Source organism: Vibrio sp. 11986-1-5, assembly GCF_963878025.1.
Taxonomy (GTDB): Bacteria; Pseudomonadota; Gammaproteobacteria; order Enterobacterales; family Vibrionaceae; genus Vibrio; species Vibrio injensis.
Genome location: NZ_CAWNVW010000006.1, coordinates 1 through 18,569, shown reverse-complemented (window position 1 = coordinate 18,569; position 18,569 = coordinate 1). Strand labels below are relative to the sequence as shown.

The window sequence follows — 18,569 nt, the reverse complement described above, 5'->3', positions numbered from 1 at the left end:
TTTGCAGGTGAATAATATTCAGTGACTTGGCGTATCTTTTGCCTTGTCTTACCTTATTGTGGATGATTATTCCATGCTTTAGCTGGTTAATGAATAACCATAGCTGTGATCCTTATCACTCGATTGGAATTTTTTATTCTATAGAATCGCCACCAGTTGTTATTAGACATATAGGCTTGTGCATGAAAATAGATTTAACCCAATGGGTAACGGAAAGCCGTAATCCAGCGAGCGCGATGATTGATACCTTATCCACGTTTGAGATGTTACAAATCATCAATCAGGAGGATAAGAAAGTCGCTTTAGCGGTTGAAAAAACCTTGCCTCAAGTGGCGCAAGCGGTCGATGTGATTACTTTTGCTCTGCAATCTGGTGGGCGTTTGTTCTACATGGGAGCGGGAACCTCTGGCCGATTAGGTATTCTGGATGCTAGCGAATGTCCTCCTACTTATGGTACCTCGCCCGATTTGGTGATTGGCCTGATTGCTGGTGGTCATCAAGCGATTTTAAAAGCCGTGGAAAATGCAGAAGATAATGCAGAGCTTGGTGAGCAAGATTTGCAGCGTTTTCATTTTGGTAAACAAGATGTTTTAGTGGGTATCGCCGCTAGTGGCCGAACACCGTATGTACTGGGCGGTATGGCTTACGCAAAATCCGTTGGTGCGACGGTGATTTCTCTGGCCTGCAACCCTAATTGTTTAATGGAACAAGCCGCGGATATTGCTATTACGCCTGTGGTTGGTCCTGAAATTGTCACTGGCTCTTCAAGAATGAAGGCCGGCACGGCGCAGAAGCTGATCCTCAATATGTTAACCACAGGAGCGATGATTCGCAGTGGTAAGGTCTTTGGCAATTTAATGGTCGATGTTGAAGCCACCAATGCCAAGCTTATTCAGCGTCAAACGCACATTGTTCGTGAAGCAACGGGCTGCAGTACAGATCAAGCGGAACAAGCGCTCGCGGCCTGCCAACGGCATTGTAAAACGGCGATTTTGATGATCCTTGCCGATCTGAATGCAGAGCAAGCAGCGGAGCGGCTGGCAAAGCATCATGGCTTTATTCGTGCGGCACTGAACGATCAATAATCCAATCGTGTTGAGGTAAGGTAAATGGCTAAAATTACATCGAGCATGATAGCTCAACTGCTTCGCGCGGTCGGCGGCAGTGATAATATTAGTAAGTGTGGTAACTGCATGACCCGCTTACGCTTAACATTGAATGATAACCTCCTCGCCGATCAAGCTGGGATTAAAGCCATTGCTGGGGTTATGGGGGTGGTAGAAAGCGATCAACAACTGCAGATTATTCTCGGTCCAGGTAAAGCGCAAACTGCCGCTGAAATGATGAATGAGATGATCGCCAATCTTGGGCTCACTGCTACATCAACGTCAGATGCGCCGGATTTATCGACAATTGCTGCGGCGCAGAAACAGCAGATGAAGAGTAAGCAAACCAGTGCCGTGCAGCGTTTCCTCAGTAAATTTGCGACCATTTTCACGCCATTAATTCCGGGCTTTATTGCCGCAGGTTTATTACTTGGTTTTGCCACTTTATTAGAGCAGATGCTGGTCCTTGGTCAATCGCCAAGTCAATTTACACTGGATCTGATCGCCTATATGAAGGTGTTTGGCAAAGGATTATTCGCTTTTCTGAGCATCTTAATCGGTTATAACGCGCAGCAGGCATTTGGCGGTTCTGGGGTCAATGGCGCTATTTTAGCTTCCTTGTTTGTACTGGGTTACAACCCAGATGCGACAACGGGCGTTTATTCTGGCATGAGTGAATTTTTCGGTTTTGCGATTGACCCTAGAGGCAATATTATCGGCGTACTGTTAGCGGCGATTTTGGGAGCTCAGGTCGAAAGAAAAGTTCGCCAATACATGCCTGATGATTTAGACATGATCTTAACCTCTTGCGTCACGTTATTGATCATGGGGGCGGTGACTTTTTTGGTGATAATGCCGATTGGTGGTGAGTTATTTAAAGGCATGTCATGGTTGTTTCTCAACCTGAATGATAATCCACTAGGGGCTGCGTTGCTCTCCGGTTTATTTTTGATTTCGGTGGTGTTTGGCATTCATCAAGGGTTTGTTCCGGTCTACTTTGCTTTGATGGATGTGCAGGGTTTTAACTCGTTGTTTCCCATTTTGGCAATGGCCGGAGGCGGCCAAGTTGGCGCGTCGCTAGCGCTTTACTTTAAAGCCAAAAAAGACGCCGTGCTGCGCACCCAAGTGAAGGGCGCGATCATTCCGGGTATTTTAGGCATTGGTGAGCCGCTGATTTATGGCGTCACCCTACCCAGAGTGAAACCGTTTGTTACGGCATGTATTGGCGGTGCGGCCGGTGGTTTCTTTATTGGTTTAGTCTCTTATCTTGGCTTACCTGTCGGACTTAATACGGTATTTGGGCCATCGGGTATTGTCGCGATTCCGTTAATGACATCAGCGCAGGGTATTTTCCCAGGGATGTTGGTATTTATCTGCGGTCTATTCATTTCTTATGTGGTTGGTTTTTTTGCAACGCTTTGGTTTGGATGCAAAGATGTTGACTTAAGTTAGTTCACCTTCCCCCTGTTGGTGAATGATTTTGCCCTGATACCATTTGTTCAGGGCTTTTTTATGTTTAGCTCTAGCGGCGGATTATTTTTTGGTGATTTTATCTAAATAACCCATCATAAAAGCAGAGATGACAAAGGTAATGTGCAGCATCAAATACCATTGTATTTTTTCATTGGCGATATTTTCGGTGTTCATAAACACTTTCAATAAATGAATTGAAGAGATCGCGACAATTGACGCAGCAACTTTATTTTTCAGTGAACCAGCATCGAGTTTACCCAACCAGCCTAACTTATCGTTATGCTCCTCAACGTCGATTTTAGAAACAAAATTCTCATAGCCAGAAAACATCACCATCACAATCAGTCCACCAACTAAGGTGATATCAATCAATGATAACGCAATTAGAATCAGGTCAGCTTCTTGAATAGCAAAGATATTCGGGAGTAGGTGAATCACTTCTTGAAAAAATTTAATCCCTAAGGCGAGGAGGATAAAACTCAAACCGAGATAAATAGGTGCCATGATCCAGCGAGCGGAGTAGAGCAGTTTTTCGATAATACGTTCCATTTAAAGTAACCATCAACAAAGCCCAACAGGGCAGAATGAGGCCGATATTACTTTGTTTTTATACTTAAGGTGTAGTGAAAATTGAGGGGATAACATCCCCTCAGCAGGCGTATTGATTAGAGTGTATTTTTATAGATGCGACCGTCTTTCATGATTAGCTGTAGGTTATCCGTTGCTTCTAAAATGGTTAAATCTTGTAGTGGATTACCATTTACGATTAACAGATCGGCCAAAGCTCCGGCCTCAATAACCCCTAACTTACCTTGATAAGGTGCACGCTCTCCTGAGAGCATCAGTAGCTGCGCATTGTCGTAGGTAGCCATTTTCAGTACTTCAGCAGGGGTGTACCAGCGAGTCATAATACTCAAAAGCTGTGTTTGATCTTTGAGTTTTTCCGCGCTGAATAAAATGTCGGTTCCCCATGCGACCTTTACCTGATGTTTTTTCGCTAAACGATAAGCCCTGTCTGTGCCTTGTTCGACCATTTTTTGTTTCAGACGTTGCGGTGATCCTTCGGCAAAACTGGATTTTCGCTCAGAAGTGAACGGTTGTAAGCTCCACCAAATGCCTTCTTTGGCCATTCGTTTTGCGGTTTTTTCATCAATCAATTGACCGTGTTCAATCGATTTAACCCCACCATCAATGGCTTGATTAATCGAGCGGGGAGTATAAGCGTGCACGGTCACATAGGTGCCCCAATTGTCTGCCGCTTCCGTCGCCGCGCGAATTTCTGCCACGCTGTATTGAGTCACATCAATCGGATCATAAAACGACGAAGCACCACCGCCAGCCATTAACTTAATTTGTGACGCCCCGAGTGCTAACTGTTCTCGCACATGCTGCCGCACTTCATCGGGACTGTCGGCAATTGCTGACGTTCCGCTGGTGACTGATACGGTGCGCTTTTTACTATCCGGTGTTATTAACTCATTAGGTAGGCGAAAATCACCGTGGCCGCCAGTTTGAGAGATAAAAGCCCCTGCCGGCCAAATGCGAGGGCCGGTCGTGATCTGCTTATCGATCGCCATTTTTAAGCCAAAAATGGGACCGCCCAAATCACGCACACTGGTATAACCCCGTTGCAGCATATCGGCAGCGGTTTTAGCGGCAACAATATTAATAAAACCTTGATCAGCAACCATTAAGGCTTGTTGAGGTAGTGCGGCGAGCATTAAATGAGTATGAGCGTCAATTAATCCCGGCATTAAGGTTTTGCCTTGCCCATCAATCACTATGGTGTTGGAGTCAGTGACGTTGAGAGCTTGGTAATCTTCGATTTTGCTGATCAGATTATCTTGCACATAGACATTTTTTGCTGCGCTGAGCGTTGCTTGTCGGCCATCAAATACTTGCACATTTTTAAACACATACTGAGCGGCAAAAGCAGGAGTAGCGAGCATGCTTGCCCCGAGCAGTAACCAAAAAGGTTTATTCATTCCATCACTCCAATCAACTATCGGCAGGGCGCCTTGATACACAGATAAATAAAATTGTAGCGATATTTGGCGAAACGATCCGATTTGCAGAGCAAAAATGCCAACTTTGTTGAATAAACGTCAGTAGCTTACTCACAGCGTTGCTTGATGTTTTTGTATGCTTTTGTATGCAACCATTCTAAAGCGAGATAAAACATGAATAATAACGATTCTTTTTTACTGATGTTATTCGAGGTTATCTTTTGTCTCTCTTTACTCGGTTAATGCCATTCTTTGGCGCTTGCTACATCATTATTTCTTTGCACACGGTTGCCAACGAATTAACGCCTGACCCACGAATCCATCAAGGTCGTTTAGCTAATGGCTTAACGTATCAGTTGATGGTTAATCCGTACCCAGAAAAAGCCATCATTATGCGCATGCAAATCGCGGGTGGCTCGCTGGTGGAATCTGAACAGCAGCAGGGGTTGATGCATTTATTAGAGCATATGGCGTTTAAAGGCTCTCACTCCGTTCCACAAGGAGACATGGTTGCTCAACTCGAAAAGCTTGGCCTTAGTTTTGGCTCGGATACCAATGCAATTACCGAGCGTCATCAAACGGTCTATCAATTGAACATCACTGAAGGCTCTCAAGATAAGCTTGCGACTGGATTGATGTTAATGCGTGAGATTGGTGATCAACTGACTTTAACACCTCAGGCATTAGCACAAGAAAAGCCGATCGTGATGGCGGAAATACGCGAAAGACAATCGAAAGAGCAAGAAAGCTACCAACATCAGCAGGCATTTTTATACCCAGATAGCCCATTAGCGAGTCGTCTGCCCATCGGCTTGGAAAGTGTGGTTAGTCAAGCGACAGAGGAACAACTGCGTCGCCTCTATCAGCAGTTTTATACTCCAGAGCGCACCACCATCATAATCGTTGGCGATATTGATATTGCTGCTACAGAGCGTCAAATTCAGCAACGTTTTACCAGCTGGCAACCACATCCTCAGGCGATCGCTGTTAGTGAGGATCCATTGCCCAAATTGACGGTGAAGAAAGCGTTGCGTGCGGATGGTTTTTTTGACCCTCGTCTACCCACAACGGTTACCCTTGGAATATTACAACCTCATAATGCACTTGCTGATGGTATCGCTAGACGGCATCAGATGCTCACCGATTGGTTACTGAGCCATCTTTTGTATCGCCGCTTAACCGCCCATCTGCCAGAAGAAGATATGGGCCGTGGAGTGGATGTTGCTTTATTTGAAGAGTTCAAACATGGCTTACGTTTTGAGTTATCACTTAATTCAGCGCCTCACCAGTGGCGAGAAAATCTTGAACTGCTCGAACAGACCATGCGTCAAGCTTTAGTCGGTGGTTTTACCGAACAGGAAGTTAATCGAGCACTGGACTTGATTGAGCAAGATATATGGCATGCCGTAGAGCAGCCATTGAACGTGAATAGCTTTGGTTTGGCAGAGCAATTGGTGGATTATAACGCCCGCGGCTTATATTTTTTAGATGTCCAGCAGGAATGGGCGTTATTTCAACAGCTGAAGCCTAGCTTAACCCCAACGACATTGCACGATGCATTAAAACAGCGCTGGCAAGGCGCTCCATGGATTTATCTGACTCACTCTCAACCAGAAGAGCAGGTAGCAAAACAACTTCTGAGCGTCTATCTGCAAAGTCAGCAGCAGCCGATTAGCACTCATCAAGAGCAAAAAGTGACTCCGTTTGCTTATGCAAATTTCGGTGAGCCGGGAAAAGTCATTAGTGATCAGCGTGATGAGAACACAGGGATCCGCCAACTGGGTTTTGCTAACGGCGTTCGACTGACTTTAAAGCCAACTCAATTTGAAATAGGTCAAGCAAGAGTGCAGCTTAAGGTCGGTTTTGGTGATGTCGCATTATCTAAAATTGAAGGCCTAGCCACGCTATTTCAACGTAGCTTTGTCTTGGGAGGATTAGCTCAGCATAGTTATACAGAATTAGGACAAATATTAGCCGGGCAAGGTTTAACTGTGGGGTGGAGTCTATCGGAGCAAGGTTTTGTTGATACCGTTTCTGTGCGATCTGATCGATTAAGAGCGCAGCTAGGGTTACACACGGCCTTTTTGACCGCACCAGGGTTTAGACCTGAGGCGTTACATCAGTTCCGACAACAAGTGCGAGAACATGCAATCAGCCGTAATGCTAATGCCGAAACGTTATTTTGGGAGCGATTTGCGGAGCTATTACACCCAGAGGATATACGCTACGCCCTTGGGCGCGATAAAGAGCTATTGAAGCGAGATTTTTCTGAAATAGCTCCAGTGCTTACATCGGCAGTGGATCGCGGAGTACTCGAAGTCACTATCGTTGGCGATATTGATGAATCTCAGGCGATTCAAGCGGTAGCCGAAACATTGGGTGCGGTAGAACGTCATCCGTTGCCAATCACCAAGCGTCCAGTCGTAGCTAGCCTGCCTGAGTTGCCCGCGAGCCGCCAGTTGGTCCATCAAGGAGCAGTTGATTCCACAGGGTTAGCTTGGATTTGGCCAAATCGTGATAGTTACTCCGTTGAGCAAGCGGCACAAATATGGTTATTAGAGCGCGTTCTCCAATTGCTGATCACCGAAGAGCTGCGAGTACAAGGTGGGATGAGTTATTCACCTTATGCTTTTCACTTTAACGCGACAGAACCTTCAGAGTTAGGTCATATCGGTTTATTCGCACGAGTTGACAGACAGCATGTGTTGTCTATTGAAGGTAAAGTTGACACGCTCATCGAGCAGCTCAGTTCAGGGCAGCGAATAGACGCTGATTTATTGGCCAGAGCCAAGCAGCCGTTACTACAATCGATTGCCAATGCCGATAATAGCAATAGCTTTTGGTTAGAGATTGCTGCGATGAGCCACACTCAACCCAAGTATTATCAGCGCGTGCAGCAAATTTATGATCATATTGCTGCGGCGGACAGTCAGTCAGTACAAGCCAGTGCCCAACGCTATTTAAGTAAAGACAAGTGCTTAAAAGTCATTACCTCGTTTGGAGAGTCCGTGGATTGATTTACTGAATATTGGTTGCAAAGAGAGTCAACTGACTTTGTAAATATAAGAATGCTACTCGTTTAATGCGAGTAGCATTTTTTTCAAGCACGAGGATCACGATTTTTAAATACATTTTTAAAACAATCCATCTCCTTTTTAAATGTATTTATTTTTTATCGTTATTTAGTTGTCAGTAAAAACTGATGCTTAGCAATGAATTTACAACATTTATGGTGCGGAAAAACTCTATTTTTTGAGATGAACTAATGAGAGAGGTGGATTCATTGACAAAGCCATTGATTGGACTATATTTTTTTTACGAATACTTTGTCGATACACCTCCTATTAAATTGGGATTCATGTGACTTGGTACAGAATTATTTCAAGGAGTTCTCATGCGCGCATCATCTACACTCAAACGAACACTTATTTCAACAGTACTGGCTGCAACGTTTATGCTTCCAGCAATTAGCCAAGCTTGTACGTCGCTTTTGTATACTGATGCCAATGGCGCACCTTATGCAGGAAGGACCATGGAACTCCCAGTCCAGTTAGATTATAAAGTCGCTTTCTTTCCTCAAGGCTCGAAATTTTCTTCCCATGCCGATGAGCATGCTTCTCTAAATTATCAAGCAAAACACGCTTTTTTATCGATTGCCATGCCAGACCCTATTACTAAAGATCTTAAAGTAGTCGAGGGCATTAATGATCAAGGCTTGAGTTTCAGTGTCTTAGCTTTTGCAAGTACTGAAGGCCCAGAAGATATGTCGGACAAAACTCAAAAAATGTTATCTGCGATCGATTTAGGAAGTTGGGCATTATCACAATTCAAAACGGTGAATGAAGTTAAGGCAGCATTAGAGAAGCAGCCTGTATTGGTCACCGCTCTACTACCCATGGGATTATTGAAAACTCCTTTCCACTACACTCTACACGATGCTAATGGTCACTCTATCGTTATTGAATTTTCGAATGGCCAACAGCATATCTATGAAAACCCTTTAGGTGTTATGACCAATGGTCCTGAGTTTACTTGGCACTTAACTAATCTTAATAATTACACGTTTTTAAGTAATATCGACCAATCAGAGATAAAACTCGGTGGGGTAACGTTTAAACAACCGGATTCAGGGATCGCCACGGCAGGATTGCCGGCATCAAATACGTCGGTAGGCCGTTTTATTCGTGCGGTTTATTATTCACAGTTTGCTGAAAAAGCGAAAACACCCGATGAAGCCGTCACGACCTTGGCGCATATTATGAACAATTTCGACCGTCCTAGAGGTATTACTATTGATAGCCGTACTACCGAGGCTCTGCAAGATAAGATAGCTCCTGGAGTGGTTGGTCACCGTATGTACACCTCAGAATACTCGACTTGGACTTCATTATCTGATCTTAAACGGCTGCGATTGAGTGTTCGTTTATATGAAAGCTTAAATTACGTCACTTTTGATCTAGGAGCATTACGCAAACAATCAAGTCCAATGGTCGTTCCTCTCAGTCAGTTCTCTGGTGGAACATGGGATGGAACGCAAACACTCTTATCTCATCAATAAGGGGCATATCGGTGAGCCCTTTGCTACCTTTTTACGGTGCCTATTTCCCGTCTTGGCTTATATGCGCCATGATTGGAATAATCAGCACGGTATTAATACGAATTGTCTTAATTCGACTTGGTGTTGATGAAGGCATCCCGTTACGAACTATCGTTTATATCGCGCTCGCGAGTATGATTACTTTAACGCTCGCGATCACTGTTTTTGGAGTTTAGTGATGTCTAACTCTGCTTATACACGTCGACATAGTGTTGTGGGTACGGCCTTGGCGATAGCGGTTGTCCTTGGTGCACTGGTATCGGGATGGTATTACTTTCAACACAGCGCAGATAAGGTTCTTTCTGAGGATGCGGTACTGAGTGCAAATGTTGTCAATGTTGCTTCTATCGTTGCAGGGCGAGTAATCACTATCGCTGTAACCGATAATCAGCGTGTCGAAGAGGGACAGTTATTATTTGAAATTGACCCTAAACCCTATGAAATAATAGTCAATAAAGCCAGATCAGAATTACAGCTTGCTACGGCATTGCGTGATGCTCAGCGTAGAACAATTACGGCTGAGTTATCTAATGCTGCTATCGCTTCAGAACAGGTTCATCGTGCTCGAACCAATCTCTCTCTTGCTGAGACCGCGCTTGCCCGATTATTACCATTAGCGGCTAAGGGGTACGTTACTGTTCAGCAAGTGGATGATGCGAGAACGGCGAGGGATGATGCTCAAACCACGCTCGAACAAGCCATACATCAAGAGGCTGCCGCTCAAGCTTTGATCACCAGTCTTGATGAATCAGAGGCATTAGTTGGTGCTCGGCAAGCAGCATTAGCGATTGCTGAGCATGAATTAGCAGCAACTCAAGTACGTGCCCCACATGAAGGTCTTGTCGTCGGTCTCACGGTTTCAGCGGGAGAGATTGTTGCTCCCGGACAGTCTTTGTTTACGCTTATTGATACTCGTAAATGGTACGCTTTGGCGACTTTTCCTGAAACAGAGCTGGCTCATATTGCCGTGGGCAACTGTGCACAGGTTTATATACTGGCAGATCGTTCTATTCCCGTTTACGGTCGGGTTGATAGTATCGGTTGGGGAGTCATATCTGAAGAGCTGATCAATTTACCTCGCAATGTTCCTTACGTACCCAAATCATTAAATTGGGTACGGATTGTTCAACGCTTCCCTGTACGAATCATCATCGATAATCCTCCTGCATCTTTGATGCGTGTAGGAGCTTCAGCGGCTGCAGTAGTTAAGCATAGCGAAAATTGTGATGACCATTGAAAAGAGTAATACTCGCGATCTACTGTCATATTTATGGTCTCAATCGTGGGAGGATTTACAGCCAGCACCGGGACGAGCAGGCTTAGCTTGGCGAATTGCACTGTTATGCGCTTTGGTTACTGGGGTCGGTATGATGTTTCAGATCCCTGAAGCTGCGATCAGTTGTTACCTCGTCATATTTCTAATGAAGCCTGATGCGGTGGTCAATATTGTCACGGGTTTTGGCTTTCTCATCTTATTACCTGGACTTATTGCATTTTTAGTTTGGTTGATCAACCTAACGAATGGCTCGACGATGCATATCATGGCGGCCATTATTATCACTTCTATTTTTCTCGTTTATCTTGGCGCGGCAACCCAGCTAGGTGAGCAAGGCAGCGTAGCGGCACTGATTATTGCTTTTTTGCTCACCTTGATTGTTAAGGCTCCGTTTGGTGAAGCGGCGAGCTTTGCACTGCGTGAAGCTTGGTTAATGGCTGCTATGCCGATGATATTGATGATCGGCTTTAATTTTCTACTCGGCTTTTCACCAGTACAGCTATTACGTGATAAATTGCGCTCTCGATTGGCCGTGACTATTAAAGCATTAGAAACGGGTGACTCAGCCGCGTTACTTCAATATCTACGCGAAGGAAATAGCCCCTTTGAGCCACAAGCACTTGTTGTAAAAGCACTTCGTTTAGTTAATCTTTCTGCCGCTCAACAGATAGCCACCGATATTCGTGCTGGTTTTAAACTCATGCTTGCTGTCTCCGCCTTACCCGCCTCTATGGATGCTGATCGTCGCATCGCTCTAGTGGATGCTATTCGTGATATTGATGATTCACTTGGTCAGGGGAAGGCTCCCCAATGTTCCATTGCTCGTGCTCAAGATCTTGACACTGAAATGGGAGATGCAGAGAAGCAGGCCTGGGATGCGCTCCGCTTACTTGCGGGAGCTAGTGAGCCTGAAATCGTATCGACGAGCAAGCCCGCATTTGTTGCCCCAGACGCTTTTAGTAATCCAGCCTACATTCGTTTTGCGTTCAAAACGACGTTGGCTGCGATGATTTGTTTTCTTATCTATACCGCTATCGATTGGCAAGGTATTCATACGGCGATGATTACTTGCTATGTAGCAGCATTAGGAACGACTGGAGAGACTTTGCATAAGTTGGCGCTGCGCATTGTCGGGTGTTTGATAGGAGCATCAATTGGCGTTGCCTCTATCTTTTGGGTGATCCCTTATATTGATGATATTGCTTCGTTAATGGTATTGATATTTCTAGGCTGCTTAATCAGTGCTTGGATTTCAACAGGGCCAGAGCGTAGTTCTTATGCTGGTGTTCAGATAGCACTCGCCTTTCTACTCACCGTGTTGCAGGGCTTTGGTCCGAATCTGAGTTTGGAAACGGCGCAAGGTCGAATCTTTGGTATATTACTCGGTAATTTTGTGGTTTATCTGATTTTTTCTCGTCTTTGGCCCGCTCCTCTAGAAGGCGAGGTTCGTACATTATTTTCTCGTGCTCTAAAGGAGTTAGCTCAGATGGCTAGGTTACCTTCCCATCAACGCATACATGCTTTGGGGCATACTGCCGCTGTAGAATCCTTAGTCGGAAAGTGTGATGAAGCGTTGTGTCTGTTGTCGTTTGAGCCGACATGGTTACGTCCGCCACCAACGCGTGAAGCCGCTCTTAAAAAAGCGATCGATGAAATAGAATCACTCAATAGAGCCATTTGGTTGAGCGGCGAAACGGACCTTGGACAACTTGCTGATTTACTTGATGAGCTTGCATTACGATTTCATGATAAAGCCGGAGAGCCCGGTTCTTACAATATTGAATTGAGAGAGTGTTCTGATCTTTCAGCATCATTTATTGATTCACTGGATCACGTTATGGAGGCAGCATGATGAATAATGGTCAATGTGATTCGCGATGTCGTGTTTATTCTCCATTCATCGTATTGATGATGCTTTTTATCGTATCAGGCTGCGTATCTAATGCGGCTCACAGGGTGTCGCCATCTCCAGATAGGCCATGGGTACCACGTGATGAAGATAAAACTGTGTTATGGAGTTTGGCGGGTTCCGATGAGAGTCAGTCCACCCCAACTCATGTTATTCCAGACTTCATTATTCCTGAAAACCCTGCTCGTGCACAATTTAGGAAAAATGAGTTTATTCATTCTGAACAACGCTATGGGCTCCCTGAATTAATCGATTTAGCGCAACGAACGAATCCAGAAACACGAGCGGCTTGGCAACGCGCGAGACAAGCAGCAATTGCTGTTGGTATGGTCGAAAGTACTTACTTACCCTTCATTGCAGCAAGTGTTGTGGGAGGCTCTCAAACGGTCACCGTTCCATTACCGGAAATTTTCGGCCAGCGTCATATCGATAATACAGAACAAGGCAGTGCACAAATACTCTCGCTTCAATGGCTTCTGTTTGATTTTGGACAGCGAAAAGCGCTTACAATGGAAGGGCAGCAGGTTGCGGTAGCAGCAAATATTTTATTCAATGCTACACATCAAAAATTGATTTTCGATGTTTCTCAAGCTTATTACGGTTACGGTGCTGCCATTCAACGGCGAAGTTTTGCCGAAAAGGCTTTACACAACGCTCAAGATATTCAAGCCGCGGTTACAGCAAGAGCTGCTCAAGGGCTCGCTACGACCATGGATATCGCTCAAGCACGGCAGGCTGTCGCTCAGGCTAAGTTTCGTCGTGTTCAGGCCATTGGTGATGAGCGTACGGCTTATTATCATCTTCTTGCCATTGTCGGTGTTAATCGCGAATTGAACGTTGATGCTGCTAATATAACGCAGCACCCTCTTCCTGAGCCCATTGATACTCCTATTGATAGTCTAATACACCAAGCTTTATCACAACGCCCTGATGTTGCTGCAAGTTACGCCGCTTTACAGGCGAGTAAAGCTGGTGTTGATGCCGCTCAGGCGAGTTACCTACCCAAGGTCTATTTGGGGGCGAGTGCTAGCTGGGGATCTGGAAACTTCGATATTTCTGGCCTTCCCTCAATCAGTCAGCAGGGATCTGGGAACAGTGTTCTCTTGGGAATAACCGTGCCTATTTATGATGGCGGTTTACGAAGTGCGCGGGTTACAGAGGCCAAGTCTCGATCTGAGGCGGCAGAGGATGAGTTTCAGCGGGTACAAAATGCTGCTGTAGCAGAAATTATTGCTGCGCATAACGCGTTACGCACCGCACATGAAGCCTATCATGCAGCAACAGAGCTGGTTGCAGCTGCGTTAATTACTTACGAAGCCGCCATTGCCGCTTATCGTAATGATATCGGTACGATTGATGCGATCACAGCTGCAGATACGGCATTACTTGATGCTCGGCAAGCGCAAGGGGATGCTCATGTGGCGACACTTATTAGCTCAGTTAACTTAGCTTTTATTATGGGTAAACTGACTTCGCGCGAGAGCTTACCCTGAAGTTAAAATGCAGCTTCTAAGACGATAGTCCTTGTTATTGGATTCTCCTCGTTTTTTCTTAAGTCACATTATTCATCCGCTTAGATAATTGAGATGGCAATATAACTACTATTATTGAAATATATCGCTTTCTAGCATTTAGGGCTTTATGAATTAATTTTTGATAATAGGTCAAGAGATAACATGAGCAAAATTAAAAGTTTTAAGCCTTTTTATATCTCTAGAATATATTTATTAGCCATTTTGCTGGTTTTTGGTCTCTTCTATGTGCATGCATGGTTAATATTTGATGTTGCGGGAGATTTTCTACGAGCTCATCCTTGGTTTATTGAGCACTTTAGCTCGAGCTACGCAGGAAAGATAATTATCCTATGCTGTTTTATGATCCTATTTTTTGCCCATTTACTTGAGGTTGTCGGGTGGGGGATATTTTTACGTTGCGCTGGATTAGTCTCTTCGGTTACAGAGGGGTTATATTTTGTGGGTACCTCAATCAGTACTCTAGGTTATGGTGATGTTGTACTTACGAAGCCGTGGCGACAGATTGGACCAATAATTGCTATCGCTGGGGTGCTTAAATTTGGGTGCTCAACGGCTTTTCTCTTCTTCGTCATTCAAACGGTATGGGAAAATAGTCTCTAAAAACAGGGTATGTATTTAGAGTTTAAGATAGTTATAGTCCTTAGTTTATGTATTGATAATCGTTTGTATTTTGATTCTTGTTTGTGTTAGGGTGTTGTTACTATTCTGAGAGAGCATTAGAAGAAGATGTTATCGTTTTCCTTCGCGTGATGTTAGCTTCGTTCAGCCCGGTAAACCTTCGAGGAATTAACTAAAGGATGGATATAAACACGCCTTCCATTAATCCCTTTAGCCCGACCCTGAAGCGCTGTGTCCAATGATTATCCCTCGGGTGAGAATGGCAAAAAGTTATCACCGAAGTGATGAACATAATGAAGTCAATGGGGGACTACCATCATGGGAATAATCACCCTATCTGACCAGGTTAACCATTTACTCAGCCAAAAAGCGACATTTTATGCTGAACATTTCAAAGCCATTGATAACTTGCAGCAGTTACCTCCAAATGCCCATTGTTTAAACTCGGTGCTCAGTGCGACACATTACAGACCATGGTTGGAACAGTTTGCTCTTAGCTATCGAGTAAAAGGGAACGTTGCTGGAGAGGCAACGCGAGAAGTCGATGCGAGGGCATTACATTCAATGTGGAGTCAGTGGTTTTTTGGTCTGCAACTGCCTCCTTTATTATTGTGGCTGTTTTGTTGTCCGCTCGGTAGTGAGCTTCAGCGTGCCATTGCTGCGGCATCCCGTTGGGATAATTGGTATTTTGAAGCGCACGAAAGTGGTCGAGTAGAAACTTTTTATTTATTGCTTAGTCCAGAGGCGAATTATCTCGCTTCCGTCAGTCAGCTTGCCAGTTGGGAGCAGCTACTCGAACAATTGCTCATCCCGATCGTCGAGCGTTTAACTTGCCTTAGCCCTGTGGCTGCAAAGCTTCATTTTAGCCATCAAGCTTATATTGTGCATTGGTATCTGGGGGAGCTGTCACTCCCTGATAGCTGGCGTGAGCAACGGATAAAAGAAATATTCGCTCGTCCAGAGTTATCCCTAAGGGTAAATGATCAGCCGACAATCAATCCCTTTTGGCGAAAATTAAGACTTAAAGATCAGCAAAGCGCGCGTATCGTATGTTGCCTGCGTCACAAGCTGCCTTGTACCCAAATGTGCGCAGATTGTCCGCTAGATAAGAAGCCTCGCATACATGCTGCCCAAAAAGCTTGTGGTTAGTGCGCTGTTTAATCAGAGCGAGGGGGGATTAAACTTTACTCACCAGTTGGTTGAAAACAGCAGAAAGGGGTTGAAATCTTCTGAAAACAAAAAAAAGCCCCAATTTACAGGGGCTTGGTAAGCTTAAAGAGACTCAAAAAACCTTATTCGATGTTTTGGATCTGCTTGTTGATTACTTGGTTTTAATGGTTTAAAATCAATGGTTTAAGTGTTGTTTTCTCTAGATCGTTTGGTTTTACTACCCCAAATACTACCCAGTTGGTTTAAATCACTTCGTTTTTACATTAACAATAGTTTTATTTTTGAGCATTAGGCCAGCCATTGCCCACTGAAGCATATAGTCAATGCACTGGATTTGAGATGTGAGCATGCGGGAAGATACTTATCAAAGACACATGATGCTTAACATGTTAAGAGCTGAGTCAACCAAAATTATTGTGCCAATGCAGCAGAAACGTTGCATGATGATCCCGGATTCTTGGAGCTAGTTTTGGTTTCTGGAGTCAAATCAATGGCTAAACTCTAACCATTCATGCGGACGCCCTGCTCAAGCCTGCATCTTCAAGTTGATTCGGTATATATCTTCTTCAGCATATCTCTTTTTTTCTTTTTTTCTTCTTTTATTTGATTTTGTACATCTTCAATTTTTTTAAAAAACAGTTCTGTCATAATGGATATTATTTGGTTTATTGGCATATCGAGAGTTTTAGATAAATGCTTAAGTTTTTTTACTGTTGATTCTTCAACTACAACGTTTATATTCTTTTTGTTTTCTTTCTTTATCTTTTCTCTATATTTCACTTGAGACCAAGCCTTTTTCATAGATAGTATTAATAGTTTTTTCTCATGAATTGATATCTCTAATGCATAAATGCTAGATAAAAAGTAAATATAGTTAATATCTTTTCTATCATATATTCTAGGTTTCTTCGGTAATTTTGATTTGAAAGTGTCACAATTTTTTATATAGTTATTTAACCACTGTTTTTGTTCGAGGTTTACATCGAGCCATGAAGTTTTTAATGAGTTTTTGTTTTCTGTATACATTTCATTTAAATAATCAAGGTATCTTATTTTTTGTCGATAAGAAGTATTCATTGTGTTTAAAAAAATGATAAACTCCTTTATTCTATAATCTATGCTTTCTGTTTTTCTTGTTGTGAATTTATAAAAATGTAAAATTTCGGACTCATGTTTTTTCCTAGGTCTAAAAAATACTAATTCATCATTAACATTGAATACATTATTATTTAATAGATGAGAGTAATATGTCATGGCGGCTATTTTATCGTTTAGAATAATTTCATAGTATTTTGATGGTAGATAATCAGATGTTAAGTTCATAATATATTCACCGATCTGTTCTTGTGTGATGTTATCGCTTTTATAATAATCGATAATTGATTTAATTATATATTTCGCACACGTGTCAATATTATCTTCATTTATTATACTTGAAGAGATTATTTCTTGTGGATCCATGCTTAAATCTTGTTCATAGGCTATGCTTTTTAAATCAAGTTCATTTAATTTTTTTAACTCAACTTTAATTTTGTTTAGTAGTTCAACATTGTCTGTTTTTATATTTTCTTCATGTATCATTTTATTTTCTACTTAGTAGTTATAACGTTCTTTTATTGTAGTGTTAAGGTAGTGTTTATGTAATGTTCTGATTCATTTATTGCTCACTAAGCCTTAAGTTAATGGTCTTTTCTCATTGTTCTGTGAAGTTGATCGAGCTTGTTTTTCCTAAGTTAACTTCCGAGTAGCCGGTAGTATGGTGAAGTTGTATTTTATCTTGTTGATGTCTTTGTTATAAGAAAATAAGGTATGGATAGATACTTTTAATTTGATTTTTTGTTTTTATAGAACTAGTGATTTAGAATGATTGTTGGTATTAGTAATATTATTTACTTTAATCAACGAATAAAAAATAACATTGTTTCTCCTTTCTATACCAGGATAACGAAGAGGTATAGAAAGTGACATCATCACTAAAGAACCATTTGACTAGAATCAAACAAGGTAGCTACAAAGGAAGAGATATTTGTAAGGGGAGAAATAATAAAGAATTAGAAATGTTCAAAGAATATTTAGATAGAATAGAGCGGGTAATGAAAAAAACGACAAGTGAATATTCAAGAGTAACCGCAGTTAGAGTTGATCTTAAATTCCCTTCCACTATAAAATATGAGGTTGGCAATGTAATTAAACGATTTATTGGATCCCTAACATCACAAATAGAAGTAGATATAAAAAGAAAACGAAGAGAAGGAAAAAGAACACCCAGCTGCAATGTTCGTTATATTTGGGTTAAAGAAAATAAATTATCTATTAATGATCATTATCATTGTGTCTTATTCTTTAATAAAGATGTTTATGCTTATCTAGGTAATTATCGAAGCATAAATAATTTAGCCTATAAAATTCAAAGTGCGTGGTGTCGTGCTCTCGATCTGGATATAGATGAGGGAGAGGGATTGGTTCATTTCCCCAAGCACGCTGTTTATTGGCTTAATCGTACAGCGAATAATTTTGAAGTTCAATTCGATCAATTATTTAAACGGTTAAGTTATTTTGCTAAATCTGAAACAAAAAAATACGGAGACCGACGCCGTAGCTTTGGTTGTTCTCAACGATAGAACGGTATACGTAATATTATCACTATTAATGCAATATATTATTTATCATTCAGCCGGAGTGATGTACTCCGGCCTTTTGCCGTTATGGTATTAGTTTTAACTTAAGTGATTGGTATTCCTGTTCGAGAGAGGCTCGAGCCATTTTTCGGCGTTCATCAATCGGGATGCGATCAGAAAGGCGCTGAGCGTGGCGGTCCAGTTGTTTTAATTCGATTTGATACCACTCATCGAGTTGTTGCTCAATGTGCTCTGTCGGCA

14 protein-coding genes are annotated in these 18,569 nt (G+C 42.8%); 11 read left to right on the top strand and 3 right to left on the bottom strand.

Annotated features, from left to right (window positions below; translation table 11 throughout):
* Positions 1 to 182: 182 nt before the first annotated feature.
* A complete protein-coding gene (gene murQ, locus AACS00_RS02285) occupies positions 183 to 1,085 on the top strand; it encodes an N-acetylmuramic acid 6-phosphate etherase (protein ID WP_110168361.1) in 903 nt (300 codons plus the stop codon).
* 24 nt (positions 1,086 to 1,109) lie between these two features.
* The gene (murP, locus tag AACS00_RS02280) at positions 1,110 to 2,558 is read left to right on the top strand and encodes a PTS N-acetylmuramic acid transporter subunit IIBC (RefSeq protein WP_004397493.1); all 1,449 of its coding nucleotides are present in this window, start codon (positions 1,110 to 1,112) and stop codon (positions 2,556 to 2,558) included.
* An 81-nt stretch (positions 2,559 to 2,639) separates the two neighbouring features.
* Here the strand turns inward: murP and AACS00_RS02275 are convergent, their stop codons facing one another.
* Positions 2,640 to 3,128, bottom strand: coding sequence for a TIGR00645 family protein (locus tag AACS00_RS02275; protein ID WP_004397492.1), 489 nt, complete (start codon positions 3,126 to 3,128; stop codon positions 2,640 to 2,642).
* A gap of 116 nt (positions 3,129 to 3,244) precedes the next feature.
* Positions 3,245 to 4,564, bottom strand: a complete 1,320-nt coding sequence (locus tag AACS00_RS02270) for a metal-dependent hydrolase family protein (protein ID WP_110168360.1) — start codon at positions 4,562 to 4,564, stop codon at positions 3,245 to 3,247.
* 242 nt (positions 4,565 to 4,806) lie between these two features.
* Between AACS00_RS02270 and AACS00_RS02265 the strand changes: the two genes are divergently transcribed.
* From AACS00_RS02265 to fhuF, 8 genes are all read left to right on the top strand, one after another.
* Entirely contained in the window at positions 4,807 to 7,602 is a 2,796-nt protein-coding gene (locus tag AACS00_RS02265; RefSeq protein WP_146205784.1) for a M16 family metallopeptidase, read from the top strand.
* Between the two features lie 377 nt (positions 7,603 to 7,979).
* Positions 7,980 to 9,143 carry a linear amide C-N hydrolase gene (locus AACS00_RS02260; RefSeq protein WP_219968450.1) on the top strand — a complete coding sequence of 388 codons (1,164 nt, stop codon included), beginning with the start codon at positions 7,980 to 7,982 and terminating at the stop codon, positions 9,141 to 9,143.
* Positions 9,107 to 9,358, top strand: coding sequence for a YtcA family lipoprotein (locus AACS00_RS16720; RefSeq protein ID WP_072670339.1), 252 nt, complete (start codon positions 9,107 to 9,109; stop codon positions 9,356 to 9,358). Before AACS00_RS02260 ends, AACS00_RS16720 begins: the two co-directional genes overlap by 37 nt.
* Before the next feature lie 2 nt (positions 9,359 to 9,360).
* Positions 9,361 to 10,419, top strand: coding sequence for a multidrug transporter subunit MdtN (gene mdtN, locus AACS00_RS02255; protein WP_110168358.1), 1,059 nt, complete (start codon positions 9,361 to 9,363; stop codon positions 10,417 to 10,419).
* Entirely contained in the window at positions 10,409 to 12,310 is a 1,902-nt protein-coding gene (locus AACS00_RS02250) for an FUSC family protein (protein ID WP_110168357.1), read from the top strand. The genes mdtN and AACS00_RS02250 overlap by 11 nt, the downstream gene beginning before the upstream one ends.
* Positions 12,311 to 12,414: 104 nt before the next feature.
* On the top strand, positions 12,415 to 13,860 hold the full coding sequence (locus AACS00_RS02245; protein ID WP_219968448.1) for a TolC family protein: 1,446 nt from the start codon (positions 12,415 to 12,417) through the stop codon (positions 13,858 to 13,860).
* Between the two features lie 183 nt (positions 13,861 to 14,043).
* A complete protein-coding gene (locus AACS00_RS02240; protein WP_072670336.1) occupies positions 14,044 to 14,502 on the top strand; it encodes an ion channel in 459 nt (152 codons plus the stop codon).
* Positions 14,503 to 14,838: 336 nt separating this feature from the next.
* Positions 14,839 to 15,669 (top strand): siderophore-iron reductase FhuF, encoded by an 831-nt coding sequence (fhuF, locus tag AACS00_RS02235; protein ID WP_110168356.1) that lies wholly within the window; start codon positions 14,839 to 14,841, stop codon positions 15,667 to 15,669.
* Between the two features lie 561 nt (positions 15,670 to 16,230).
* Here fhuF and AACS00_RS02230 read toward each other — a convergent pair.
* Complete coding sequence (locus AACS00_RS02230; RefSeq protein WP_258306897.1) at positions 16,231 to 17,271, bottom strand: hypothetical protein; 1,041 nt, start codon at positions 17,269 to 17,271, stop codon at positions 16,231 to 16,233.
* A 380-nt stretch (positions 17,272 to 17,651) separates the two neighbouring features.
* On the opposite strand from AACS00_RS02230, the gene AACS00_RS02225 reads away from it, so the two are divergent.
* Positions 17,652 to 18,311 (top strand): inovirus Gp2 family protein, encoded by a 660-nt coding sequence (locus AACS00_RS02225; RefSeq protein ID WP_258306896.1) that lies wholly within the window; start codon positions 17,652 to 17,654, stop codon positions 18,309 to 18,311.
* The last annotated feature ends 258 nt before the right edge of the window (positions 18,312 to 18,569 follow it).

Coding starts and splice junctions, on each gene's coding strand:
- AACS00_RS02230 (WP_258306897.1), bottom strand. CDS start 17,271: ATGATACATGAAGAAAATATAAAAACAGACAATGTTGAACTACTAAAC.
- mdtN (WP_110168358.1), top strand. CDS start 9,361: ATGTCTAACTCTGCTTATACACGTCGACATAGTGTTGTGGGTACGGCC.
- AACS00_RS02260 (WP_219968450.1), top strand. CDS start 7,980: ATGCGCGCATCATCTACACTCAAACGAACACTTATTTCAACAGTACTG.
- AACS00_RS02250 (WP_110168357.1), top strand. CDS start 10,409: ATGACCATTGAAAAGAGTAATACTCGCGATCTACTGTCATATTTATGG.
- AACS00_RS16720 (WP_072670339.1), top strand. CDS start 9,107: ATGGGATGGAACGCAAACACTCTTATCTCATCAATAAGGGGCATATCG.
- murP (WP_004397493.1), top strand. CDS start 1,110: ATGGCTAAAATTACATCGAGCATGATAGCTCAACTGCTTCGCGCGGTC.
- AACS00_RS02270 (WP_110168360.1), bottom strand. CDS start 4,564: ATGAATAAACCTTTTTGGTTACTGCTCGGGGCAAGCATGCTCGCTACT.
- murQ (WP_110168361.1), top strand. CDS start 183: ATGAAAATAGATTTAACCCAATGGGTAACGGAAAGCCGTAATCCAGCG.
- fhuF (WP_110168356.1), top strand. CDS start 14,839: ATGGGAATAATCACCCTATCTGACCAGGTTAACCATTTACTCAGCCAA.
- AACS00_RS02240 (WP_072670336.1), top strand. CDS start 14,044: ATGAGCAAAATTAAAAGTTTTAAGCCTTTTTATATCTCTAGAATATAT.
- AACS00_RS02275 (WP_004397492.1), bottom strand. CDS start 3,128: ATGGAACGTATTATCGAAAAACTGCTCTACTCCGCTCGCTGGATCATG.